Genomic DNA, 23,418 nt, shown 5'->3' with positions numbered 1-23,418 from the left:
AGATGTCCGGTTAGCGTCCCTATGCCTGGGCCGCCGCCTCACCGGGTTCCCCTGACAGGGGCCTCACGTGGGCAAAACGACGCTAACACGCACCTCTAGTGGAAAGGCGGATGTTGCGATTGTTATCTGTAACGCACAAGAGCGCGCTAGTGTCGTATCCGTGAGGGGAAGAACAACCGGCGCCGTCGCGGTCGCGGCCGCGTTGGTGCTGGCCGCGTCGATCGCGGTGATGCCATCGCCTCCGCGCGCGAGCGCGGCAGGACGCTACCGGGTCACGGGCGAACGGGTCGCGCCCGGGCTCCGGCTCCTACGTATCCGTGACTCGAGGGGCCCGAACCGCATCCGCGTCCTCAAGCTCAACCTGGACAGCAGCCTGACGCTAGACATGGAGCTTGCCAACGACGAGATCCCGGGTCACGAGACCACGAGCTCGATGGCGGCGCGCAACGGCGCGATCGCGGCGATCAACGGCGACTACACGTTGCTGCCCAGCGATCCGCTTCAGGGCAGGCCGGTTCACATGTTCGCTCAGAACGCGGAGCTCGTGACCTCACCGCTTCTTTACGGACGGAACTTCGCTCTGTCACACGACGAACAGACCGTCTACATCGGCCACCCGAAGTACGACGCATGGCTGACGCAGCAAGAGACGGCGGAGACGTGGGAGGTGGCGGCCTGGAACGAGGTTCCCGCGGAGTTCGGCGAGTTCTCCGTCTACACGATGACGGGCGGCTGGAACCACAAGCCGCCGCTCAACGCGTGTTCGGCGCGGCTCATGCCGTCAGGCGCGCCGGCGTTACGCCTCGAGCAGACGTCGGTCGAGCAGAGCTTCAGCGTGAGCGCGGTGGTGTGCCGTTCGAGGCGGCTCGGTCGCCGCGGGGGAACCGTGATCTCCGCGCCCTGGGGCAGCGCCGAGGGAAAGCAGATAAAGGCAGGGCTCACCGTGGGTGAGCAGGTCACCTTGGGGTGGACCACGGGATGGCGGGGCGTGGACGAGACGATCGGAGGGAACCCGACGTTGTTGGAGAGCGGCGTGATGACGGCCGAGGACTGCAACGACTCGTACTTCTGCGACCGGAACCCGCGCACGGGCATCGGCATCAACGCGAACGGCAAGATCTTGTTGGTCACCGTCGACGGGCGCCAGGAGCGGTCGGTCGGGATGACCCCGGTCGAGTTCGCCCGGCTGTTCCAGTACCTCGGCGCCACGTCGGCCCTGAACCTCGACGGCGGCGGCTCGACCACCATGTGGGCGCGCGGACGCGTGGTGAACCGGTACTCGGGAGAAACCGAGCGCCCCGTCGGTTCCGCGATCCTGGTCGTCGGCGAGGTCCCGGAGCCTGCACCCGCGCCGACCATCTCGCCCGCGCCGGAGCCGACCGAGCTCGGTACCTCGTCGGCGGATCCCGTAGCGTCGCGGTGCGACCAGCTACGGGACCCGGCCTCGACAGGCGGTCTCTTGGACTACCTCGCGAAGAAGAACGGCACGAACACGCTCTTCACCGGCCAGCTGCGGCGCGCTCTCGAGGTCTACCGAGGCGAGACCGGATGCGAGTCGGTTCGCACCGGCAACTGAGGTCGCACGACCCGATCCTCGTCACGGGATCGCACCGCTCCGGCACGACGTGGGTAGGCCGGATGCTGTGTGCATCGGGAGAGGCCGCGTACATCCACGAACCCTTCTGCCCCAACCGCTCGCCGGGGTGGATCACCGAGCCGCTCCCCTATTGGTACATGTACATCTCGCCCGAGAACGAGAGTCCGTACCTGCCCGGCGTCCGGCGCGTCCTCCAACTGCGCTACCCCGTCGCGCGCTCGCTCGTCGCGTCGCGCAGCGCGAGAGACGTAGCGCGCCAGCTGCCCGAGATCCCGCGCGGCCTGAGCTATCGCGTCCGTGGTTTGCGACCGCTCCTGAAGGACCCCTTCGCCCTGTTCTCCTCGGAGTGGTTGGCGGATCGCTTCCGCGTACGGCCCGTGATCATGATCCGGAAGCCGGTCGCGTTCGTCAGCAGCATCAAGCGCCTTAACTGGGGCTTCGACTACGAACAGAATTGGCTCGCGCAGCCCGCGCTGATGCGAGACCACCTCGGTGGCCACGAGGGTTCGTTCCGGGGCTACCAGGGCGAGGTGGACCTCGTCAAAGAGGGGATCGTCATGTGGAACGCTATCTACGACTTCGTCCGCGCCCTGGAGGCGCGACGCCCGGAGTTCCTCTACGTGAAGTACGAGGAGCTCGCTGCAGAGCCGGTCGCAGGGTTCGAGAAGCTCTATGCCGGGCTCGGGCTGACATGGGACGAGGACGCGCGGGCGCGGGTCGCCGACTTCAGCGACAGCACGAACCCAAAAGACGTCTCGACGCGCGACCGCCGAGCCATCAAGCGCGACAGCAGGGCGGCCGCCGAGACGTGGAGGCAGAGGCTGTCGCCCGAGGAGATCGAACGGGTGGAGCGAGAAACCGCGGCGGTCGCCGCACACTTCTACGACGATTGAAGCTGCGCGTCCGCGCGCCGGCGCCGAACCAGCAGGTCCTTGACGAAGTTCAGCTCCTCGACCCGCAACGCGCTCGCGAAGAAGAGGTAGGCGAGGGCTCCGACGAGCGCGCCCGCGACGAGTGTGACGGAGGATCCGACCGTCCCCTCGGAGCCGACCGTAGCCGCCACGATCTCCCGCGTCACCGTAACCAGCACCGCCATAGCGGCCGTCGCGGCAGCCGTTCGAAGGAAGGAGTCCAGCAGCTTGCGGAGGCCGAGGTCGCCTACCCGGCGCGACAGCGACCGCACTAGCAGGAAGACCCCGACGCTGTATGCAGCCGCGTGTCCGGCCGCCAGGCCGGGGACCCCGAGCCACCGATACATGGGCAGGTTGATCGCGATGTTCAGGCCGATCACGGCCGCGTTGATCCAGAACGGCGTGCGCCCGTCTTGCATCGAATAGAAGGCGCGCGTCAGGAGCTGGAAGAGAGAGAACTGGACCAGCCCCAACGCGAGGAACGTCAGCACGTCCACGATCAGCCGCGTAGAGCCGCCGGTGACGATGCCGTGCTCTAGGAACGCTTCGACCAGAGGTTGCGCCAGGACGAGGAAGCCCGCGGTCGCGGGCAGCATCAGGAACAACGTCGCGCGCAGCCCGATAGAGAGGTCTTCCTTGAACTCCGCCCAGCTCTGCGACAGCGCGCTGGCGCTCATCGATGGCGCGAGCGCGGTGGTCAGGGACCACACGAACAACCCGATCGGAAGCAAGAAGAACGTGAACGCGGCGATGTAAGCGGTGAAGCCGCCCTGGCGGCCGTTCGCCAGCCACTGAACCACGACGAAACCGACCTGGTTGGCCGCCACGGTCCCCCCGATATAGAGCGACAACCGCACCAGCTTGCGGACCATCGCGCGCTCTACGTGCAGAGTGAACCGGTAGCCACCCAGCCGCGCCACCGCCGGCAGGAGCATCAACCCCATCGGCGCCACGCTGGCAGTCGTCCCAAGCCCCAACAGAAGTAGCTGAGGAGTCGTAACCGAGGCCAGGTCGACGGGTCCGTAGCGGGCGTTGAACACGATCAGTACCCCGATCAGCACGATGTTGTTGAGGATCGGCGTGAACATCGGCAGAGCGAAGCGCCGGTGCGCGTTCAGAAGCGCGGCCCCCATGAAGTAGATGCCGTAGAGCACCACCTGTGGGATGAACAAGCGCAACAAGAACGTGATCACCCGTTGCTGGTGCACGGCCTCCTGCCCCTCCAGGCGGCTGGCGTAGACCTCCGCGATCCAGGGGGCCGCGAGCACCCCCACGACCGCCAGCACCGCCAGCGCGAGCAACGACCAGTTGACGATGCCGCTGACGTTGCGCCACGCGAGGTCGCGATCCGCGCCCTGGAGCAACTCCACGAACACCGGAACGAACACCGCCGTGATCAGGCCTCCGAGCACGAGCTCGTAAAGGATGTTGGGGGCCGAGTTCGCGAGGTTGTAGCTGTCGGCGAGCCGCGTCTCCGCCACGCCCAACGTCGCCACCACCACCGCCAGCCTCACGACACCGGTCGCGCGGGAGATGACGGTACCGAGCGTCATCGCGGCGGTGGAACGGCCCAGGCCCCGCCGTTGCTCTACCCGATCGGGTGTCTCGGCCGAAGCCACCTACGCGTCGGGTCCGGCCGCGTCCCCGCGCGCCACGACGTCTCGAAGTGATCTCAGCTCCTCCTCGAGCTGTTCGATCCTCCGAACGAGCGACGATGCCTCGCGGCCGGCAGTCACGACCTCGCCGTCGGCGACGTCTTTGGCCACCACCGCGTTGGCGCCGATGAAGCACCCCTTGCCGACTCGGATGGGTCCGAGGAGCTTCGCACCCGCACCGATCTTGGTGTCGTCGCCCACCTCGGGGAACCCGTCCGTGAAGCCCTCGTCGAAGAAGCCGCGCGAGGAGCCGCCCAGAGTCACCTCGTGTAGCAACGTGACGTTGCTCCCGACCCTGGCGCCGCTTCCGATCACGAGTCCGCTCGTATGTGTCAGGCGAAGACCGCCGCCGATCTCGGCGCCCGGGTGGATGTCCGCTCCGGTGAGGAACAGGTTCAGCCTCCACACGATCTCGGCGGGCGTTCGCAGCCCGCTCACCCACAGACGGTGCGACAACCGGTACAGCACGATCGCCAGCGGGCCCGGGCGCGTGATCGCGCGCTGGAGCGCAAGCCACAGCGACGGCCGACCCCCGTGCGTGCCTCGTGCGGAGAAGAGCCTCGCGACGTCGCCGCGCAACCCACGCGGCGGCGTGCCCGGCATCCGTGTCGGCTCTCCCATCACAGTCTCACAATTCCGAGATCGCGGCGACGCGGACGTCGATGGGGTCGTGCGAAGGTGCATCCGCCACGAACCACAGCGGCGCGTACCTCTTGATCCGGGGATCGCTCTTCTGAAGAGCGGCGACCAGCGCCGGTGGATAGCGCGTCAAGGCCGCGGCCCGGACGTCGTCTGAGGTGCCCACCCGTGGCGCGAGCCCTGCCCCCAGATCCGTCCATCGGGCCGCGAGGTTGGAGTAGACGAAGTAGGCGGAGTGCAGGCGGGCGAGGCAGTGCGCGATGACCGCCTCCAGCTCGGTGCGGGTGAAGTGCTCGAGCAGCGAAGAGGTCACGGCTATGACGCCTCCTCGCCCGCCCTTCCGCACGAGCGCGTTGGCTCCGCCGTCGGGGATCAGGTAGAGATGGGGCGGAGGGACCCCGAGGTCGCCCGCCAGCCCGCGAGCGACGTTCTGCAGACGAGGTGCCTCGCCCGGGTCGATCCGACGGGCCCTCAACATCCGCAACATCAGGGGGTCCCGCGCGAACGCATCGCCGCACGTCTTCAGGACCCACGCGCCGGCGAGAAGGGCGGCGAGCCAGGCGAGCCCCGTAAGGACACCGATCACGAGCGCCACGAGGAGCGCCGGCAGAGTCACGAGCGCCAGCAGCGCCGTGCGGTTGCGGCGGGGGTACACGGGGTCCGGCGCGCCCCAATCAGGCAACCGACGGCGCGCCGCAGGCGCCACCGACGTGGTGCTCATCAGGACGCGGGGCTCATCAGGACGCCGGGCTCATCAGAACCCGGGGCCGGAGGTCAGCTGATTCGAGAACTCGGTGATGTAGCGGCCGAACGCGCTGTTCAGCTCGATCTTGCCCTTGGCCTTCACCACCGCTCTGGAAGCGGGATCCAGCCAGATCACCGACAGCCCCGTGCCCTCGAACTCACCCGAAAATTCAGTGACGGTCTGCAGCTTGACCGCGTTCACGCTGGCACCTCCGACCGAGACCGGCTCGGTCCCGAAGACGCGCACCTCGTACGTACCCGAGGTGCTGTCGCGCCACCTCCCGGACCACGACCGCCCGTCTTCCAGCGGGAACCGCAATGCCTCGACCGGAGGCTCCGGCTGGTAGGTGTTCTCGAACGTGAAGCCTTCGTAGTCGAAGCGCGCGTAGACGTTCGTCACGAGAGATCTCGCGCGAGTGAAGGTCGCGGTCGTACGCACCATCCGGTTGTCGGACGGGGTCACCTCGCTCACCACCAGCGCGCGTCCCCCCGCCTTCTCCTTCAGCCTGACCTCGACCGGTTGCTCCCGCGGCAGGTCCTGCCGCTCGCAGGTCGCGGCCTGACAGAAGCTCTCGTAGCCGGTTTGGTCATAGAGGTAGCGGCCGGCCGCGGGGTGAAGCGCCGACGAATGGTCGTCCTCGCTCCCGCCATCGTTGAAGACGCCGTCGTCGTCGTCCCCGCCGCCATCGCCGCCCGGAGCCGCAGCGTCGGCGGCCTCCTCTTCGCCATCCTCATCCGACGCCTGATCGTCGGCGTCCGCGCGGTCCGACGCCGCGGGATCGCCGCTCTCGTCGGCTTCGGGGGACGACTCCGAGGCAGAGCCGCGGTCCGTCGTTGGACTCCCTGCAGCCTCCGGAGCGGGCGCCTCGCTGCACGAGACGAGCAACAGCATCATCAGCAACACCATCGTTGGCTTTCTCATGCGGCACAGCCTTTCATCATTCGTAGCGAAGAGACTCGATTATCGGAGTGCGAACCGCGATGCGGCTCGGAACCACCCCGGCAGCGGCGGCCAGTGCGACCGAGCCGATGAGCGCGACCAGGATCAAGACGACCGGCACCTGGAAGGCGATGACCCAGGAGAACTCTGCCTCCATCGCCTGAGTCATGAAGAAGGCCGTGATCGTGCCGAGCAGGACGCCGCCGACGCCGCCGATCAGCCCGATGGAGCCCGCCTCCAGGAGAACGGTTCCTCCGAGCTGCGACGATCCCATGCCGATCGCCCTCTCGAGGCCCATCTCCCAGCGGCGCTCGAGGACTGCGGTGAACATCGTGTTGGCGATCGTCACGGCGGCAACCACGAGCGCCGCGAGCTGCACACCCTTCGCCAGCTGGAAGGTCCCCCCGACGACCTCGAGGATCCGCCCCACGAGCTCGTCCTTCTCGAACACGCTGGCCGGAGCGCCGGCATCAGCCACGACCCCCTGGAGGTCTCGCTTCACCTGCGCGACCGATGCACCCGGTTCGAGCAGGACGCCGAACTCGTCGGCCTTGTCGTCCTTCCACAGACGCTGGTACGTGGCGAGGTCGAGATAGAAGGAGTTGAAGCTCAACAGGTCGTCGAAGACGGCGGCGACCTCGAAGCTCTGTTCGCCCGAGGGTGTCGGCAGCGCCAGCGTGTCCCCAGCGCCCACCCCCAAACGCTCGGCCGCCAGCCGCGAGATGGTGATGCCGCCGTCGGCCAGGCCGCTCAGGAACGCCTCGGGATCTTGCGTGATGGAGCTCAGCTCGGTCGTTGCCCCCTCCCTCAGCGCCTGCTCGACCGGAAGCGCGTACACCAGGCCCTGCTCGGCCCCCAGGTCGAGCAGGGCGAATCGGATCGGGTAGACGTAGCGGACGCCGGCTGCGGAAGCGAGGTCATCCCGCAGGTCGGCGCGCAGCGGTTGGTCGGAGGTAAGGCCGGTGAAGGATTTCGAGGTCACGTAGATCGGCGCGCCGATCAGAGCGGTAGCCGTGTTCTCGATCTGTCGCTCGTAGGAGCCGAGCGCGCCGGCGACGCCCACCACCAGACCCAGCGTCAGAACGAGAGCCGCCACCGTGAAAGTGCTGCGTCGCGGATTCTTCGCCAGAGCGTCCGACGCCAACCTCCCGATCGTGCCGAAGGAGATCACGAGCAGCGGGCGCAACACGGCGATGGCGAAGGGAACGATGTGTGGGAGCAGGAAGGTCACCCCCGTAAGGCCGAACAGCAGCCCCAAGGTGACGATCCACTTCTGCTCCGGATGCTGGAGGAAGGCGACCAGCATCAGGACCGAGAAGATGATCCCGACGACGCCGGCGCCCAGGGTGACGCGAGACCCGAAGCGGGTGGAATGAGGGTCCCACTCGTACGACGCGACCGGCCTGAGTGACTCGATCGGCGCGACCGCCAGGACGCGTCGAGCCGGGATGTACGCGCCCGCAAGGGATACGGCAACGCCTCCCAGCGCCGCGGCCGCGAGTGCGGAGCCCTGCACCACGACGGGACCCGCCGCCCTGAGGGACAGGATGAGGAAGTCATCCGCGGCCCGCTCGACCAAGAAGCTGGCGAGCCAGCGCCCGCCGACCACCCCCAGCACCGACGCCGTCGTGCCCAACACCACCGCCTCCGCCAGGAACGCGCCGAACACGTGACGCCGGTGCGCGCCGAGTGCGATCGTCATCGAGATCTCACGTCTGCGCTCCGCGAGAGACATCGACATCGTGTTGTAGACGACGAAGAGCGCAACGAACAATGCGACGGTTCCGCCCATCGAGAGCAACGTCGCAAGCGAGGAGAACACCCGCTCGAGGCCTTGCCCACGCTCCCCCGGAGGCCCCACCAGTCCGGCTCCGGCGAGCTCCGCCTCGATCGCGGCGTCGACCGCGGCGAGATCCGCGCCGGGAGAGACGACGACGTAGATGGAGTCGACGCGGCCTTGCCTGTCGAAGGTTTCTTGCGCCGCGGGAAGCAGCATGAGGCCGAGGTCGCCCGCGTTCAGGAACGCCACCGCGCCGCCGGATATCTCTCCGGACACCTCCACGCGCTCGACGCCCGACGGGGTCTCGACGGTCGGACGGCTGCCGGGCGCGAGCCCGATCTTGGCGGCGAGGCTGCGCGCCACGAGCAGCCCTTCGCCCTCTGCGCCGAACCCGCCCGACACCTTCACCTTCGCGAGCGGGCCTGCGTCTTGCGGGAACAAGGAGGTGAAGTCGGGCGTGATCCCGAGCACGAGTGCTCGCTCGGCACCTCGGGGGCCTCGGATCTCGGTCGTGGTTCGCACGACGGGCACGGCTCCCTCGACCCCGGGTATGCCGCTCACCCGCTCGACGAAGGTCTCCGGCAGCCCCGCGGTGTCCGTCGCCGCCACCTCCAGCTCCGCCGCCCCGGCGAGATCCCTGATGCTGGACCGGAACGACGAAAGCAATGTGGCGTTGATGACCGAGATCGAGAACATCAGCGCGACGCCCGCGGCGATGCCCGCGACCGTCAGAGCGGTGCGCAGCTTCTTGCGCGAGAGATGCCGCAGGTTGATCCGACGCAGGAGAACGGCTACGGCCGTCACGTGCCGTCCGAAGCAACGTCCATCAGCACCCCGTCGGCCAGCCGCACGACCCGATCCGCGTAGGCGGCGCTCCTCTCGTCGTGCGTGACCATCAAGATCGTCTGACCCTCGTCCGCGGTGGCCCGGAGGAGACGCAGGATCTCCTGCCCGGTAACGGAGTCGAGGTTCCCGGTCGGCTCGTCGGCCATGACCACCGCCGGGCGCGTGACGAGGGCCCGCGCCAAAGCCACCCTTTGCTGCTCTCCACCGGAGAGCTGCGCGGGCCGGTGATCGCTCCGGTGCCCGAGGCCGACCGCGTCCAGCGACCGCGCCGCTCGCTCCAGCGCGTCGGCGCGCCCGTCGAGCAGCAGGGGGAAGGCCGCGTTCTCGAGCGCGCTGAGCGTCGGCAAGAGGTTGAAGAACTGGAGGACGAACCCGATCCTGCGGCGCCGAAGCAACGCGAGGTCCTCGTCCGAGAGGGCGGCAAGGAGATGCCCTTCGATCGCGACATCACCTTCGTCCGGTCGATCCAACGCTCCGAGCACGTGAAGGAGCGTCGACTTGCCGGAGCCCGAGGCCCCTGTGATCGCGACGAACTCGCCCCTGCCCACCTCGAGCTCGACCCCGCGCAGAGCGCGGATAGCGTCGCCGCCCTGGTGGTAGGTCTTGAACACGCCGCGGGCCGACACCGTTGCCGCTGCAGGCTCGGGTCGAGAGACGGGAGCGGGCTCCGTAAGGCTCACCGGTTGATTATCGAGGAGTCGCGCGCGCGTAGATCGCCTCGACGCCGTCCACGAGCCGCCCCCAGTCGAACGCCTGCGCGATCAGCGCACTCATCTTCCTCATCTCCGCCGCCCGTCGCTCGTCCGTCAAGGCCTCTCTGATCGCATCGGCAAGCGGCCCTGCTTGTCCCGGCGGCACCAGCGTTGCCGCTCCCCCCGCGACGGCGCGGAAACCGGAAAGGTCGGAGCACACGACGGGAACACCGGCCGCCATCGCCTCTACCAGCACGATGCCGAACGACTCCCCTCCCAGACCCGGCGCGCAGTAGACGTCGGCACTGCGGTACAACCCCGGCACGTCCTCATCCGCGACGCGCCCGAGGAACCTGGCCGCGACCTGGAGTCGTTCGGCGAGGGTCTTTGCCGCCCGTTCCTCAGGTCCCGACCCCGCGACCACCAGCTCTGCGTCCAGGTCGCGCAGCCGCGTCATCGCCTGGATCAGAACCTCGAGGCCCTTGCGCCTCTCGATCCGGCCGAGGAACAGCACGGTAGGACGCGATCGCTGCAGCAGGGGCTCGGCCTCCGCGAACCGCCTCGTGTCGACGCCGTTCGGGGTCAACGCGTAGTCACCGGCGATGTACCGGGAGATCAGGTCCCGCGCCGCATCCGACACCGCCGTCTTCACCGCGAGCTTGCGGGCCGCGCGTTGCAACACCGGGGCCGCCAACCGGTAGCCGTAGCTCGCGTCGGCGGCCGCGTGGAAGGTCCCGACCAACGGAGCGTTCGCGTTCCACAAGGCGAGAAGAGAGACACTCGGGATGAGCGGCTCGTGCAGATGGATCACCTCGGGTTCGATCGTCCGCAAGGCGCGCCGCGTAGCGGCTGCGGCGAGAGGGCCGAAGGCGATCGGAGCGACCGAGCCGTTCGCCGGCACACCGATCGCCTTCGCGACCCGGACCGCCCCGTTGTCTGATTCCGGAGGACGCGACCTGTACGGCGCCAGCACCGTCACGTCGTGCGAGCGGGCGCGCAACGCCTCCGCCAACGACCGGACGTGCGACTGCACGCCTCCGTCACGGTCCCAGGCGTACGGACATACCAGCGCGACCCTCACCGCTACGCGACGCGGTCGGCGATCCAGAACGGCTGGAAGACGTGCCACTCCTCCGGACGTCTCTTGATCGCGACCGCTAGATGGTCCGCAACCTGTTGCGTCAGATGCTGCAGCGGCTCGGGCGTTGACGGGTCGGGAAGCTCGATGGGGGCCGAGATCTGTGCGGCCCACCCTCTCTTCCCCGCCTCCAGCTCGACGCCGTAGATGCCGGCGACCACGATCGGGACGCCCGTGCGCATCGCGACCGACGCGGCCCCCGCCGGGAAGGTTGCCTCCTCGCCGCAGAACGTCACCCGCGGCCCCGTCCCTTTCAGGTCCCGGTCGCCGAGGATCGCGACGACGGCACCCGACTCGACGGAGGCAACGAGCCTGTCCGTGACGCCGCGTTCCGCCGGGTAGATCGTCATGCCGAGCCGGGCGCGGTGCTCGACGAAGAAGTCGAACATCCGGCGCGGCCTCAGGACCTCCGCGACCGTGACCAGCGAGTTGCCCCGCGCCCCCACCCAGGCGCCGGCGGCATCCCAGTTGCCCAGGTGACCGATCACGATGATCGCGCCCTTGCCCCGCGCGAGGACGCCGTCGAGGTGCTCTTGCCCCTCACAACGGAACCTGTCCAGGAAGAACTCGGGCCCCTCGCGGACAAGACGGAAGGTCTCCAGCCAGTAGCGCGCGTAGGAGCGGTACGCGGCGACCACCAGCTTTTGCACCCTTGCCGAATCGGGCTCTTCACCCGTCAGCCGGGCGAGGTTCCGGGCCACGATCGCGCGCTTGCTCGATCTGCGAGCAGCAACGCTCCCGACCAACTGCGCCATGGCGTACGCAAGCCCCTCGGGGATCGCGAGGGCGATCCTCGAAAAAGCCAGATAGGCGTAATAGACGAGTTGGATCAGCCTGCCTTCATCCGCAGGCCTGCGGGATCTACGCAACCGTGGCCGACTGCTTGCGGACGTGCAGAAGGCGTTGCAAGAACGTGATCGCCGACGCCACCGCGAGCACCACGATCGCGACCGGGACGAGGTCCAACAACAGGCCCAAGATGAGGAGGATCATGCGTTCCGCGCGCTCCGCCACCCCCACGCGGCACTCGAAACCCAGACCCTCTGCCCGCGCCTTCACGTACGACACGAGGAACCCGAAGACCAGCGCTGTCATCGCAGCCCCCGCGACCCAAGGCTCGTCCCGCTCTGCGACGTCGGGTGCCACGCCGTAGAGCCACGCGAGCGGGAGGAGGTAGAGCGTCTCGGTCAGACGATCGGTCGTCGAGTCCAAGAGCGCGCCGAACTTCGATACCTTCCCTTGTGCGCGCGCGACGGCGCCGTCGAATCCGTCGAACATGGCGCCGACAAATCCGATGAGGCCCGCAGCAAACAATCTCCCCCGGACGATCTCGACCGCAACGAGGACCTGGATCGCGACGCCCAGAACCGTCACCGCGTTCGGCGTCAGACCGAGGCGGCCGAGACCCCGGCCCACCGGCGCCAGCGCTTTGTTCCAGGTGCCTCTGATCTTCTGGTCGAGCACGCGGGCATCTTAGTCACGGGCCGCGGCCGGTCCCTGGGCAGCACGACAGCCCCACCGAGTGCGGAATACGATGGCCGGCCTAACACCAGCGGGCCATACAGGGGAGGTCGCGTGAAGAGTTACCCGACCGAAAACATCCGCAACGTCGTCCTGGTCGGACACGGCGGGTCCGGGAAGACGACGCTCGCCGAGGCCTTCCTCTATCGCTCCGGCGCCACCACCCGCATGGGCAAGGTCACGGACGGGAACACGGTATGTGACTTCGAAGAGGAAGAGATCCGTAAGGGCATCTCGATCTCGACCGCGCTGGCGCCGGTCGAGTGGAACGGACACAAGATCAACGTCCTCGACACGCCGGGCTACGCCGACTTCACGAGCGAGATGCGCGCCGCGATGCGTGTGGCGGACCTCGCGATCTTCGTCGTCTCGGGCGTGGAGGGTCTGGAGGTCCAGACGGAGGCTGCCTGGAACTACGCGGACGAGCTGGAGCTCCCGCGGATGGTCTTCGTCAACAAGCTCGATCGGGAAAACTCGTCGTTCCGCAACACGCTCGAGCAGATGCGCGAGCGGTTCGGGAAAGGCGTTGCGCCACTGTCGCTCCCACTCGGGCGGGAGAGCGAGTTCCACGGCGTCATCTCGGTCATCGATGTAGCGGCCTTCGATTACAGCGGGAACGATGTCGCGCAGGTCCCGGTCCCCGACGAGCGGCAAGCGCGCGTCGACGAAGTTCGGACCGACCTCCTCGACTCCGTCGCCGAATCCGATGACGACCTCCTCGAGCGATACCTGGAAGGTGGCGAGATCTCCCGGGACGAGATCGTGCATGCGATCCACGACGGCGTGGACGAAGCCCAGATGTTCCCGGTCCTCGTCGGCTCGGCGTCGAACCTGATCGGGGTCGACAGATTGCTGGACATCATCGTTGCAGCCGGACCGTCGCCCCTCGAGCGCCCGCCGGTAGAGGGCGAGGGTGGCGAGGTGCGGGAGCCCAAGCCGGACGGGCCGCTGTCCGCGTTGGTCTTCAAGACGATGACCGACCCTTACGTCGGGCGCGTCAGCTTCTTCCGCGTCTACTCCGGCGTTCTCAAGGGAGACACCAGTCTCCACAACGCCACGCGGAAGGTCGACGAGCGCGTCGGACACGTGTTCACGATGCGAGGCAAGACGCAGGAACAGGTCGACGAAATCGTCGCGGGTGACATCGGCGCGGTGGCGAAGCTCGCGCAGACGATCACCGGCGACACGATCGCCGACAAGTCCGCTCCGGTCGTCTATGCAGGCATCGAGCCGCCGGAGCCGCTGCTGCCCAAGGCGATCGCGCCGAAGACCAAGGGCGACGAGGACAAGCTGATGATCGGGCTGCACAAGATCATCGAGGAAGACCCCGCCCTCAAGCTCGAGCGCAGCGACGAGACCCACCAGACGATCCTCTGGGGTATGGGCGACGCGCATCTCGACGTGGTGCTGGAGAAGCTGAAGCGCAAGTTCTCCGTAGAGGTCGCGGAAGTACCGTTCAAGGTGCCGTACCGGTCGACCTTGCGCGGCAAGGCCGAGGTGCTGGGGCGCCACGTGAAGCAATCCGGCGGCCACGGCCAGTACGGGATCTGCAACCTGAGGGTGGAGCCGCTCGAGCGCGGCAGCGGCTTCGTCTTCGAAGACAAGATCTTCGGCGGTGCGATCCCGAACCAGTGGATCCCGTCGGTGGAGAAGGGGGTCCGGGCGGCGATGGACTCCGGCGTCGGGACCGGGTTCACGATGATCGACCTGAAGGTCGAGCTATACGACGGGAAGTTCCACCCGGTCGACTCCTCTGACATGGCCTTCCAGCTCGCGGGATCCCAGGCCATGAAGGAGGCGGTCGACAAGGCGGGGGTCACGCTGCTGGAGCCGGTGTGGTCTCTCGACGTGATGGTGCCCGAGGAGTTCACCGGCGAGATCATGGGCGACCTGCAGAAGCGTCGCGGCATCCCCGAGGGCATCGACACCGTCGGCGGCGGCAAGCAGATCGTCAAAGCGAAGGTCCCGTTCGCGGAGGTCCACCACTACGCCACCGACCTGCGCTCGATGACCGGCGGTAAGGGGACGTTCTCGTGGAGCTTCTCGCACTACCAAGAGGTCCCACACGACGTGGCCCAGAAGGTCCTGGAGGCGGCCAAGGAGACCACCTAGAGGACTCCGCGGCAGCGGTGGTGGACGGTTCCACGGACGAGCCTCTCGACGTAGAGATCCCCCTGCTGGAATCCGCCTGGAGGAGGTGGGGACGACGTGTGTTCGGCGTGATCCTGCTTCTTACGGGTCTGGTTCCCGCGTACTTCAGCGGCGGGATGATCTACGGCGCGCTTACGTCGGATGAACCCGCCATCGTCTGGTTGGCGCTGATCCCTGGGCTCCTCGCTGTCTTGCTGATCGCGCTCGGTGTCAGGGGTATCCGGCTCGGGTTCGCCAAACCTGCACGTATAAGGCTCAGGGAGTCCGCCCTCGAGATCTTTCACCCCGACCACATGACGGCGACGGCAGCGATCCCGCGCTCCTCCGTAAAGGGCGTCCGGATCGATCCGACCCCCTGGAGCACGCCGATCTTCGGTCACACCAGACGGTTCCCTCTCCCCGGGAACAACGCCTGGATGTTCTCCTATCGGGAGGGGAGCCTCCTTCCCGTGATCGGGTCGACGTATCAGATCCCCAACCTTCTCGTTGCGCTCAACGAACCGTTCTTGTTCGAGAGCGCCCGCGAGCAGAAGGAGGGGGTCTCGGAGGCGTGGCAGAGATCGGTGATCCCGGGGATCCATCTCGCGCCGACCTGGGACGTGAGCCGGCTCAGCCCCAAAGATCCGACCTTGGGTTTCATGGCTACCGTCGCCGACCCCTATGTGGCTTCGGCACATCTCCAAACGTGGCTCGCGGCCAGCGCGAGTGCCGCCGGCCCGGGGCCGGATCGGGACTGGCTTACAAGCGTCGTGCACACCGCGCTGGACCTCCGCAGGAGGCGGCGCCGTTTTTGGATGGCCGTGGGCGCAGCCGCCGTCGTCATCGGGCTGGTGATGGAGCGCCTCGTCAACTAGCTCAGTGCGTCGAAGGCGGGCTTCAGCTTCGCGTAGGTGTCGGCCAGCATCTCGGGCAGCACCTTGGTGTTGCCGGTCACCGTCATGAAGTTGGTGTCGCCGCCCCAGCGCGGCACCACGTGCATGTGCAGATGCCCCGGGATGCCCGCTCCCCCGGCGGCGCCGAGGTTCATCCCCGTATTGAAGCCCTGAGCCCCCATCGCATCCCGGACGATGTCGACCGCGCGGCAGGTGAGCTCGAAGAGCTCTCCCCTCTCTGCGACGTCCAGATCGGAGACGTCGGCCACGTGCCGGAGCGGCGCGACCATCAGGTGGCCAGTGTTGTACGGGAACGCGTTGAGGATCGCGAAGACGTGCTCGCCTCTATAGAGGATGTTCGCGGCGGCGTCGTCTCCCTGCGTGAGGTGGTCACAGAAGATGCAGCCGCTGGGGTTGTGCTCACCCGCGGTGCTCATGTACTCCATCCGCCATGGGCTCCACAGCCGCTCCACGGCGTCGCTACGAGACCTTCCTCTCGGCGATCTCGGCGCCGATCTCCTCGAGGAAGTCCTCGACGGTGACGTCGCGTGTCTCGTCGCCGGTCCGGCGACGCACCGACAGCGTCTGCGACGTCCGCTCGTTGTCCCCCACCACGAGCATGTAGGGGATCTTCTGCATCTGGTGGTGGCGGATCTTGGCCCCCATGGTGTTGTCGGAATCGTCGACCTCGACGCGGATCCCGCGCGGTTGCAGACGCTCCAACACCTCTTGCGCGTACGACACGTGCCGGTCCGCGATCGGGATGACGACCGCTTGCACCGGCGCGAGCCAGGTGGGGAACGCGCCCGCGAAGTGCTCGACCAGCACGCCCATGAAGCGCTCGACGGAGCCGAACAGAGCCCGGTGGATCATGACCGGACGGATGCGCTCACCCCGCTCGTCAGTGTACTCGAGCCCGAAGCGCTCCGGTAGTTGGAAGTCCACCTGGATCGTGCACACCTGCCACAGACGCCCGATCGCGTCCCGCACGTGGATGTCGATCTTGGGCCCGTAGAACGTGCCCTCCCCCTCTGCGACCTTGTACTCCAGCCCCGCCGCGGCCAGCGATTTCGAGATCGCCTCCTCCGCGTGCTCCCACTGCTCGTCGGAGCCGACGGCCTTCTCGGGCTTCGTCGAGAAATGCACCTCGTCGGGGCCGAGGCCGACCGTGCCGTAGAGCGCCTTGAAGAAGTCGACGACGCCGAGCATCTCGTCGACGACCTGATCGGGCCGGCAGAAGATGTGTGAGTCGTCCTGGGTGAATCCGCGACAACGCAGCAACCCGTGCACGACGCCCGAACGTTCCCACCGGTAGACGGTTCCCAGCTCGGAGAGCCGCAATGGGAGCTCGCGGTAGGAGCGAGTCTTCGAGCGGAAGATGAGCGTGTGGAACGGGCAGTTCATCGGCTTCGCGAAGTACTCGCCCTCCTCGGCCTCCATCGCCGGATACATGTTCTCGCGGAAGAAATCGAGATGACCGCTCGTCTGCCACAACACGCCCTTGCCGATGTGGGGAGTGAAGACGGGTTTGTAACCCCGCTCGATGTGCATGTCGCGCGCGAGGTTCTCCAGCGTCATGCGAACGATCGCGCCGTTGGGATGCCATAGCGCGAGTCCCGGCCCGACCTCCTCCGGCCACGAGAACAGCTCCAGCTCGCGACCGAGCTTCCGGTGGTCGCGCTTCTCGGCCTCCTCGAGCCGGTTGAGATACCCATTCAGCGCGTCCTTGGACTCCCACGCCGTGCCGTAGATGCGCTGCAGCATCGGACGCTTCTCGTCGCCGCGCCAGTAGGCGCCGGAGCTGCGGAGCAACTTGAAGGCCTTGATGCGGCCGGTCCCGGGTACGTGCGGGCCGCGGCACAGATCCACGAAGGAGACGACGCCGTCGGACGCGACCGCGTTCTTGTAGATGGAGATGACGGTTCCCTCGGCCGCTTCCTCCTGCGTCGGATCACCCGCATCGACGCCCTCGATGATCTCGACCTTGTAAGGCTGGTCGGCGAAGAGCTCGAGCGCTTGGTCCCGCTCGACCTCCTCGCGCTCGAAGCGCTGGTTCTCCTTGACGATGTTGCGCATCTCTTCTTCGATGCGCTCCAGGTCCTCGGGGGTGAACGGCTTGTCTACGTCGAAGTCGTAGTAGAAGCCGTCTTCGATCGGCGGGCCGATGGAGTACTTTGCCTCCGGATACAACCGCAGAACCGCTTGCGCGAGCACGTGCGCGGTCGAGTGCCGCATGATCTCGCGGCCAAGCTCGGTGTCCTGAGCGACAACTTCGACCGGCGCGCCTGCCGGCGGCACGAACGCTAGGTCTCGCTGCTTCCCGTCGACGACCAGCGCAAGGGGGCCGGGCACAGAGGCTTGTTTGGCCAGCCCGAACCCGTCCGTGGCTCCGTCTGCGATAACCGGGCTGCTCATGCTCCGATGCTACTTGTCCACGCTTCTTGGAAAGCCGTGTAGCCGATGCCCGTGGTCGCGCGGAGGGCGCGGTCTATGTGGAACCGCGCGGTCCCGGCCGCGATCTCGACCCGGCCAAGCCTCCGGTAGAAGCGGTTGAACGCGGTGAGCCCGAAGCGATCGATGAAGTACCTGATCGCAGACTGTGATTTCTGATAGCTCCGGTAGATCTCGGTTCCCCCGCCGATCGTGAACTCGAAGTCCTCCGGCAGCTCCCCGTTGAACAGGCCGGCCGCGACGTCGGAGTTGAAGAACGCCAGCGCGCCGGGGGCCGCATCATGGCCGACGTAGTCGGCGAATCCTTCGTCCACAAACACCGGCACGAAGGGACCCGCGGAGTCGCGCGTTGCGACGTGCAGCAGCTCGTGCGCCAGGATCTGCAGGACCGACTCGCTCGCCCGCCCGCTGAAAGCGCGGGGGTTGGGGATGATCCGGTGACCGGTGTAGTCCACACCGTCGGTGCCGTCCACGGTCGAGTACGCGAACGCGACGAAGTTGTCTAGGTCGAACGTTGACTGGATCATCCTCTCGAGCTGTTTTCCCGAGCGTGGGACCAGCACCACGATCCGCTCGTTCCACGGTCCCTGCCAGTAGCGGCGCGCGCGGGCCAGTCCCTGTTCCGCCAGACTGAGGAAGTCATCGCCCAGTCGGTCGCAGTTCCTACAGGGGTGCGAGAACATCAAGAAGTGCTCGCTGCGCTCGGTTTCGAGCGCCCCGAAGTCCCACAGGTGCCGCGCCGAGTACAACGTGAGGTCGTCGAGGTCGGTGTCCTCCGCTATCAACCACTCGTCGTTCTGTTTCACGTACGTGTAGTAGAGGTCCTCCACCGCCTCGCGCCGGTCGAACCCCTCGATGCGATATCGCTCCTCGGTGAGCGGGATCGATACGCGTTCGGCTCCCGGGTAGCGCCGTACGTCCGAACGCCGCACCAGGTCGCCACGCCGCTCCCACGCGAGCCGGTACCGGAACGAGCTCAACGGCACGTCCTGAAGGCCGCGGAAGAGCGTCTTCTGGCGCGCCACGAAATCCTCCGACCACCCGCCGACGGTGGACATGAACGCGGCGCGATCGCCGTCGAGGATCGCCAACGCGCGCCGGTCCAGCAACGCCTGGATCGCGGCGCGGTCTCCTTCCGCTACAGGAGGTTGAGCAGATGCTGGGGCTTCGGGCAGCGTCGCGGCGAGCGACAGCGCGCAAGCAACGGCGACGGCCGCGACCACCTTCCTCAGGCTGCCTCGTTCTCCATCTCCGGGCGATAGGCGCCCGAACGAGCCGCGCCGTTCAGCTTCGCCCGGTGATACAGCGCCCTCTGACCGGCCTCGACGTTCGCGGGGTCTCCCTTCCAGGCAGCAATGGCCGGCGCCTGGAGCGCACGGCCGTACGAGAAGCTCAGCTCCCAGGGGAAGCCGCCGATCTGGTTCATGGCACTGAGGTGAGCCGTCGACTCCTCATCGCTCTGACCACCGGACAGGAAGACGACGCCGGGGATCTCGGCCGGAACCGTCGCCTTCAGGCAATCGACCGTCATGCGTGCGACCTCCTCGACGCCGGCGCGGTCACCTGCCTCCTTGCCCGACAGCACCATGTTCGTCTTGAGCAACGTTCCCTCGAGCGACACGCGATGGAGGGTCAGATGCTCGAACAGCGACGTCAGTGTCTGCTCCGTCACCTCGTAACACCGCTGGATCGAGTGCGGGCCGTCCATCATCACCTCGGGCTCCACGATCGGGACGAGCCCGGCCTCTTGCGAGAGGGCCGCGTAGCGGGACAAGGCATGGGTGTTCGCGTTGAGCGCGAAGCGTGTCGGGATGTCGTCGCCGTCGATGTTGATGACCGCCCGCCACTTCGTGAACCGGGCCCCGAGCTCGCGGTACTCCTCGAGCCGGCCACGCAGGCCGTCCAAGCCCTCCGTCACCTTCTCTCCCGGGAACAGCGCCAGGTCCTTGGCTCCCGCGTCGACCTTGATGCCCGGAATGATCCCTCTGCTCTGCAGCAGCTCGGCGAAGTTCGTTCCGTCGCTTGATGACTGGCGGATGGTCTCGTCGAAGAGGATCACGCCGCTGATGAACTCCTCGAGCCCCGGGGTAGTAAAGAGCATGTCCCGATAAGCGCGCCGGTTCTCTTCCGTCGACTCGATGGAGATCGCCTTGAAGCGCTTCTCGATGGTCGGGAAGCTCTCGTCCGCGGCGAGGATGCCCTTGTTCTCGGCCACGAGGGCCTTCGCCGTCGATGCCAGGTCGGTGGCAGCCATTGATCCTCCTTGATCCGCTGGTCGAGATCCAAACGCGTGTCGGCTTTCTCCAAGCCTACGATTGACGACGTGGACACGGTCCGGGTGGTGAAACAGTTCCTGCGAGCCCAGAACCTCGAGCAGCTGGGGCGCGTGGACGAGGCGACCGAGCTTTACGAGCAGGCGATCGGTGCGGGCTTCGACTCCACCGGCCCGTACGACCGGCTGATCGCGCTCTACTCGGACCAGGCCCTCCACGCCGACGTCGTCCGCGTCGCCGACCTCGCGCTGGAGCACGTGAAGACGCACGGGGACAAGAGGGAGTGGTACGGGCGGATGCGGCGGGAGGCGCAGAAGGCCGCGGCGAAGGTCCCGCCTGCCGCCAAGAAGAGGTCGTGACCCCGCCGCTCGAGCGATATCTCATAGAGCGCATCGAGTCGCGGGGCCCCATGCCGTTCGCCGCCTACATGCAGTTGGCGCTTTATCACCCGCAGCTCGGCTACTACGCGTCGGGTGGAACCCGGACCGGCTGGAACGGCGACTTCGTCACGTCGCCGGAGCTCGATCCCGGCTTCGGGCAACTCTGGGGTCGCGCCTTCGAAGAGGTGTGGGAGCTGTGCGGAGCCCCCGCGCGCTTCGACGTGATCGAGATAGGACCGGGAGAGGGAGGCTTCGCCGCCTCGGTGCTGGAGTCGCTGTCAGGCGCGTGCGCCGCCGCGCTCCAGCTCAGGTTGATCGAGCGCGTTCCCCAGAACGAAGAGAGGCAGCGGCGACTTCTCGACCGCTTCGCCAACGTCAGCTGGCATCGCTCGGTGGCCGAAGCCCCTGCCACCGAAGCCGGGTGCTTCTTCGCCAACGAGGTACTGGACAACCTGCCGGTGCATCTGGTCGAGGCGCGCGACGGGAGCCTGTTCGAGGTCTGTGTCACAACGGATGGGCGGGGCTTGACCACCGAGCTGCGACCGCCGTCGAACCCCGAGCTCAGCCGCTTCCTCGATCGCTGTGGCGTCGAGTTGCCGGACGGTCACCGCTTCGAGGTAGCGCTCGCCGCCGAGTCGCTGGTCGCGCACGCCGCGACGAGGTTCCAGCGCGGCGCGTGGATCTTCATCGACTACGGCGAAGAGGCGGCCGACGCGGCACGGCGTCCGAAAGGGACCCTCGTCTCCTACTCATCCGGAGGTGCCGACGACCTCTCTCTCAGCCGGCCCGGCGAGAAGGACCTGACCGCGCACGCGAACTGGACGTCGATCCGTGTGGCTATGACGAGGGCTCGTCAGATCCCGATCGGGCCGCGGCCGCAACGAGAGGTGCTGAAGAACCTCGGGCTCGACGACCTGCATACCTCCCTCCGTGAGGAGTTCGCCCGCGCATCCTCCGACGGTGAGGGCGCCGTCGCGCTGAAGGCCCTGTCACGACGGCAGGCGCTCGGTGCGCTCGCCGATCCGGCAGGCCTCGGGGGGTTCGGCGTGATGGCCGGCATCCGCGGGATCCCTGCGCCCTCTTTCATCGTCGCCGAACGCGAAGAGACCGGCCCGAAGGCCGGTCTCTCGTGACACCAGTAGCTCAGTTCTGCAGCGCCTTCTCGCTCCCGCGCTGGATCGAGATCTTCTTCGGCTGAACCTCGGCCGAGTACGGGATCGTGAGCTCGAGCACGCCGTTGTCGTAGTGCGCGCTGATCTGCTCGACGTCCAGGCCCTTGCCCAGCGCCACCTTCTGGGTGAAGTCACCGTAGAAGGTCCCGCGGCGCACGAACCGGGCACCCTCGGCGTCGTACGGGAAGTTGCGCTTGCCGTTGATCAGGAGCGTGGACTCCTGGACCGTGACCTCGACGTCGTCCGGGTTCACGCCCGGGAGGTCCATGCGGATCACGAGCTTGTCGCCGCTGTGGAAGACGTCGGTGGGGACGTTGAAGCCGCTCCACCCGGGGGTCGACCCCGCCAGGTCGGACCCGAAGAACCTCTGGAAGACGTCGTCGACGTCGCGCCCGTTGGGGATGGTACCGAGACGCATGCTGCACCTCCTAAGTCTCGCCGTTCTGTTACGCCGCCATCTTAGAACAACTTGTTGTCTTTGTCAACAGGTAATCTGAGTGCTTCCGACTCACATCAGTACCCGGCTGCGGGGTCGACAAGCCCCTCCAGCTCCTCGCCCGAGGCGAAACGCACCACGTTCCGCTCCACGAGCGCCGTGAGCTCCGGGAGCGCCATGTCCCAGGTGTTGGCGACGTGGGGCGTGACGACTGCGTTCGGCAGCGTCCAGAGCGGGTGCCCGTCGGGCAGAGGCTCGGGGTCCGTCACGTCGAGCGCGGCGCCTGCGATCTCGCCGCTGCGGAGCGCTTCGACGAGGGCATCTGTATGGACGAGCGCCCCCCTCGCGACGTTCACGAGCCACGCCGACTCCTTCATCGCCTCCAGCTCCGCCGGCCCGATGAAGCCCGCCGTCTCGGGGGTGAGCGCCGCGGCCAACACGACGAAGTCGGCCTCCGGCAACACGCTTCCGAGCGACTCGATCCTCACGGAGCGCTCGGCCCCGGCCAGCGGCCGGCCCGAGCGGTTGACGCCGATCACCCGCGCCCGCAGGGGCTGCAACATCGTGGCCAGCGCAGTGCCGATGCCCCCGGTTCCGACGATGACGACGGTGCAGTTCGCAAGCCGGCGTTCGGCGGCGCCGAAGCCCGACCCAACGCCGCGCGGGGAAGTCCACGAGGTCGCGCTCACGTGCACGTTCAACCGCCGCGCCGCCATGAGCATCAACGCAAGCGCGTGCTCGGCGGTCGAGTGCCCGTAGATCCCCTTGGCACAGGTCCACGTGCGCGAGGTGTCGATCGCACCAGCGGCGAAGAAAGACTCGATCCCGGCGAACGGCAGCTGGACCCAGCGCGCCGGACAAGCGCGCAACAGCTCCTTCAGACCGTGAGGGTCCGCCGGATCCACCCACACCAGCGCGTCGGCAACGCCCACGTCGACGACATGTCCCCCACCGCGTTCCACCGCGTCGCGCAGGTCCGGGCTCGCGGCCGGCTCTATGGCTACGCCTGCGCGCTTCACAGGAGCGGCTCGTCCGCCAGGTCCACTTCCTCGCTGCCGCAGCTACGACAACGCCGCTCGGCGTCGCTCTCGGTCGTGAAGGTGTCACCACAGGACCGGCATCGAAGCACCCACAGGTCGCCCGGCGCTGCCTCGTGCATCATCCAGGAAGGTTAGGCGGTGTGACGGGCGCCGGATCTCTGGACAGAAAGAGGAGGGGGC

22 protein-coding genes are annotated in these 23,418 nt (G+C 67.4%); 6 read left to right on the top strand and 16 right to left on the bottom strand.

The features are described 5' to 3' along the window. The first annotated feature begins 160 nt into the window (after positions 1–160). Both M3N53_10585 and M3N53_10580 read left to right on the top strand, forming a co-directional pair. A complete protein-coding gene (locus M3N53_10585; GenBank protein MDP9068772.1) occupies positions 161–1,576 on the top strand; it encodes a phosphodiester glycosidase family protein in 1,416 nt (471 codons plus the stop codon). Continuing rightward, positions 1,549–2,490, top strand: a complete 942-nt coding sequence (locus M3N53_10580; protein ID MDP9068771.1) for a sulfotransferase — start codon at positions 1,549–1,551, stop codon at positions 2,488–2,490. Before M3N53_10585 ends, M3N53_10580 begins: the two co-directional genes overlap by 28 nt. Here M3N53_10580 and murJ read toward each other — a convergent pair. The 9 genes from murJ to M3N53_10535 are packed head-to-tail and all read right to left on the bottom strand — an operon-like array spanning position 2,478 to position 12,406. Further along, positions 2,478–4,127 carry a murein biosynthesis integral membrane protein MurJ gene (murJ, locus tag M3N53_10575; GenBank protein MDP9068770.1) on the bottom strand — a complete coding sequence of 550 codons (1,650 nt, stop codon included), beginning with the start codon at positions 4,125–4,127 and terminating at the stop codon, positions 2,478–2,480. The genes M3N53_10580 and murJ overlap by 13 nt on opposite strands. Continuing rightward, positions 4,128–4,784, bottom strand: coding sequence for a serine O-acetyltransferase (locus tag M3N53_10570; protein ID MDP9068769.1), 657 nt, complete (start codon positions 4,782–4,784; stop codon positions 4,128–4,130). A 7-nt stretch (positions 4,785–4,791) separates the two neighbouring features. After that, positions 4,792–5,523 carry a M48 family metalloprotease gene (locus tag M3N53_10565; GenBank protein MDP9068768.1) on the bottom strand — a complete coding sequence of 244 codons (732 nt, stop codon included), beginning with the start codon at positions 5,521–5,523 and terminating at the stop codon, positions 4,792–4,794. Positions 5,524–5,556: 33 nt separating this feature from the next. Next, complete coding sequence (locus M3N53_10560) at positions 5,557–6,468, bottom strand: hypothetical protein (GenBank protein MDP9068767.1); 912 nt, start codon at positions 6,466–6,468, stop codon at positions 5,557–5,559. 16 nt (positions 6,469–6,484) lie between these two features. After that, positions 6,485–9,070: an ABC transporter permease gene (locus M3N53_10555; GenBank protein ID MDP9068766.1), complete on the bottom strand. Its 2,586-nt coding sequence runs from the start codon at positions 9,068–9,070 to the stop codon at positions 6,485–6,487. After that, positions 9,067–9,792 (bottom strand): ABC transporter ATP-binding protein, encoded by a 726-nt coding sequence (locus tag M3N53_10550; protein MDP9068765.1) that lies wholly within the window; start codon positions 9,790–9,792, stop codon positions 9,067–9,069. Before M3N53_10550 ends, M3N53_10555 begins: the two co-directional genes overlap by 4 nt. A 7-nt stretch (positions 9,793–9,799) precedes the next feature. Further along, entirely contained in the window at positions 9,800–10,885 is a 1,086-nt protein-coding gene (locus M3N53_10545; GenBank protein MDP9068764.1) for a glycosyltransferase family 4 protein, read from the bottom strand. Between the two features lie 2 nt (positions 10,886–10,887). After that, positions 10,888–11,811: a phosphatidylinositol mannoside acyltransferase gene (locus tag M3N53_10540; protein MDP9068763.1), complete on the bottom strand. Its 924-nt coding sequence runs from the start codon at positions 11,809–11,811 to the stop codon at positions 10,888–10,890. Next, positions 11,804–12,406, bottom strand: a complete 603-nt coding sequence (locus tag M3N53_10535; protein ID MDP9068762.1) for a CDP-alcohol phosphatidyltransferase family protein — start codon at positions 12,404–12,406, stop codon at positions 11,804–11,806. Before M3N53_10535 ends, M3N53_10540 begins: the two co-directional genes overlap by 8 nt. 111 nt (positions 12,407–12,517) lie before the next feature. Between M3N53_10535 and fusA the strand changes: the two genes are divergently transcribed. Continuing rightward, a complete protein-coding gene (gene fusA / locus M3N53_10530; protein ID MDP9068761.1) occupies positions 12,518–14,575 on the top strand; it encodes an elongation factor G in 2,058 nt (685 codons plus the stop codon). A gap of 20 nt (positions 14,576–14,595) precedes the next feature. After that, positions 14,596–15,468 (top strand): hypothetical protein, encoded by an 873-nt coding sequence (locus tag M3N53_10525; GenBank protein ID MDP9068760.1) that lies wholly within the window; start codon positions 14,596–14,598, stop codon positions 15,466–15,468. On the opposite strand, the gene M3N53_10520 is transcribed toward M3N53_10525, so the two are convergent. Genes M3N53_10520 through M3N53_10505 form a run of 4 tightly spaced genes read right to left on the bottom strand, consistent with a single transcriptional unit; the run spans position 15,465 to position 20,191 of the window. Beyond that, the gene (locus M3N53_10520; protein ID MDP9068759.1) at positions 15,465–15,932 is read right to left on the bottom strand and encodes an HIT domain-containing protein; all 468 of its coding nucleotides are present in this window, start codon (positions 15,930–15,932) and stop codon (positions 15,465–15,467) included. The genes M3N53_10525 and M3N53_10520 overlap by 4 nt on opposite strands. A 34-nt stretch (positions 15,933–15,966) precedes the next feature. After that, positions 15,967–17,901: a threonine--tRNA ligase gene (gene thrS / locus M3N53_10515; GenBank protein ID MDP9068758.1), complete on the bottom strand. Its 1,935-nt coding sequence runs from the start codon at positions 17,899–17,901 to the stop codon at positions 15,967–15,969. Next, complete coding sequence (locus M3N53_10510; GenBank protein ID MDP9068757.1) at positions 17,898–19,160, bottom strand: hypothetical protein; 1,263 nt, start codon at positions 19,158–19,160, stop codon at positions 17,898–17,900. The genes thrS and M3N53_10510 overlap by 4 nt, the downstream gene beginning before the upstream one ends. Before the next feature lie 5 nt (positions 19,161–19,165). Continuing rightward, positions 19,166–20,191, bottom strand: coding sequence for a fructose-bisphosphate aldolase class I (locus M3N53_10505; GenBank protein ID MDP9068756.1), 1,026 nt, complete (start codon positions 20,189–20,191; stop codon positions 19,166–19,168). Between the two features lie 69 nt (positions 20,192–20,260). Here M3N53_10505 and M3N53_10500 point away from each other — a divergent pair, with 69 nt between their 5' ends. Both M3N53_10500 and M3N53_10495 read left to right on the top strand, forming a co-directional pair. Continuing rightward, entirely contained in the window at positions 20,261–20,569 is a 309-nt protein-coding gene (locus tag M3N53_10500) for a hypothetical protein (protein ID MDP9068755.1), read from the top strand. Beyond that, positions 20,566–21,723, top strand: a complete 1,158-nt coding sequence (locus M3N53_10495; GenBank protein ID MDP9068754.1) for an SAM-dependent methyltransferase — start codon at positions 20,566–20,568, stop codon at positions 21,721–21,723. The genes M3N53_10500 and M3N53_10495 overlap by 4 nt, the downstream gene beginning before the upstream one ends. A gap of 10 nt (positions 21,724–21,733) precedes the next feature. Here M3N53_10495 and M3N53_10490 read toward each other — a convergent pair whose 3' ends face one another. From M3N53_10490 to M3N53_10480, 3 genes are all read right to left on the bottom strand, one after another. Then, on the bottom strand, positions 21,734–22,180 hold the full coding sequence (locus M3N53_10490) for an Hsp20/alpha crystallin family protein (GenBank protein ID MDP9068753.1): 447 nt from the start codon (positions 22,178–22,180) through the stop codon (positions 21,734–21,736). A 95-nt stretch (positions 22,181–22,275) separates the two neighbouring features. Beyond that, a complete protein-coding gene (locus tag M3N53_10485) occupies positions 22,276–23,217 on the bottom strand; it encodes a D-isomer specific 2-hydroxyacid dehydrogenase family protein (protein ID MDP9068752.1) in 942 nt (313 codons plus the stop codon). Beyond that, positions 23,214–23,360 (bottom strand): NOB1 family endonuclease, encoded by a 147-nt coding sequence (locus M3N53_10480; GenBank protein MDP9068751.1) that lies wholly within the window; start codon positions 23,358–23,360, stop codon positions 23,214–23,216. The genes M3N53_10485 and M3N53_10480 overlap by 4 nt, the downstream gene beginning before the upstream one ends. Positions 23,361–23,418: the final 58 nt, after the last annotated feature.

The sequence above is a fragment of the Actinomycetota bacterium genome (genome assembly GCA_030776625.1).
In the GTDB taxonomy this organism is placed as follows: Bacteria; Actinomycetota; CADDZG01; order CADDZG01; family WHSQ01; genus MB1-2.
This window is presented reverse-complemented; position numbering and strand designations above follow the sequence as displayed.

Bases quoted from the DNA above. Each gene is read 5' to 3' on its own strand.
- M3N53_10580 (MDP9068771.1), top strand. From the start codon at position 1,549: ATGCGAGTCGGTTCGCACCGGCAACTGAGGTCGCACGACCCGATCCTC.
- M3N53_10570 (MDP9068769.1), bottom strand. From the start codon at position 4,784: ATGGGAGAGCCGACACGGATGCCGGGCACGCCGCCGCGTGGGTTGCGC.
- M3N53_10565 (MDP9068768.1), bottom strand. From the start codon at position 5,523: ATGAGCACCACGTCGGTGGCGCCTGCGGCGCGCCGTCGGTTGCCTGAT.
- M3N53_10560 (MDP9068767.1), bottom strand. From the start codon at position 6,468: ATGAGAAAGCCAACGATGGTGTTGCTGATGATGCTGTTGCTCGTCTCG.
- M3N53_10520 (MDP9068759.1), bottom strand. From the start codon at position 15,932: ATGGAGTACATGAGCACCGCGGGTGAGCACAACCCCAGCGGCTGCATC.
- thrS (MDP9068758.1), bottom strand. From the start codon at position 17,901: ATGAGCAGCCCGGTTATCGCAGACGGAGCCACGGACGGGTTCGGGCTG.
- M3N53_10505 (MDP9068756.1), bottom strand. From the start codon at position 20,191: ATGGCTGCCACCGACCTGGCATCGACGGCGAAGGCCCTCGTGGCCGAG.
- M3N53_10490 (MDP9068753.1), bottom strand. From the start codon at position 22,180: ATGCGTCTCGGTACCATCCCCAACGGGCGCGACGTCGACGACGTCTTC.
- M3N53_10480 (MDP9068751.1), bottom strand. From the start codon at position 23,360: ATGATGCACGAGGCAGCGCCGGGCGACCTGTGGGTGCTTCGATGCCGG.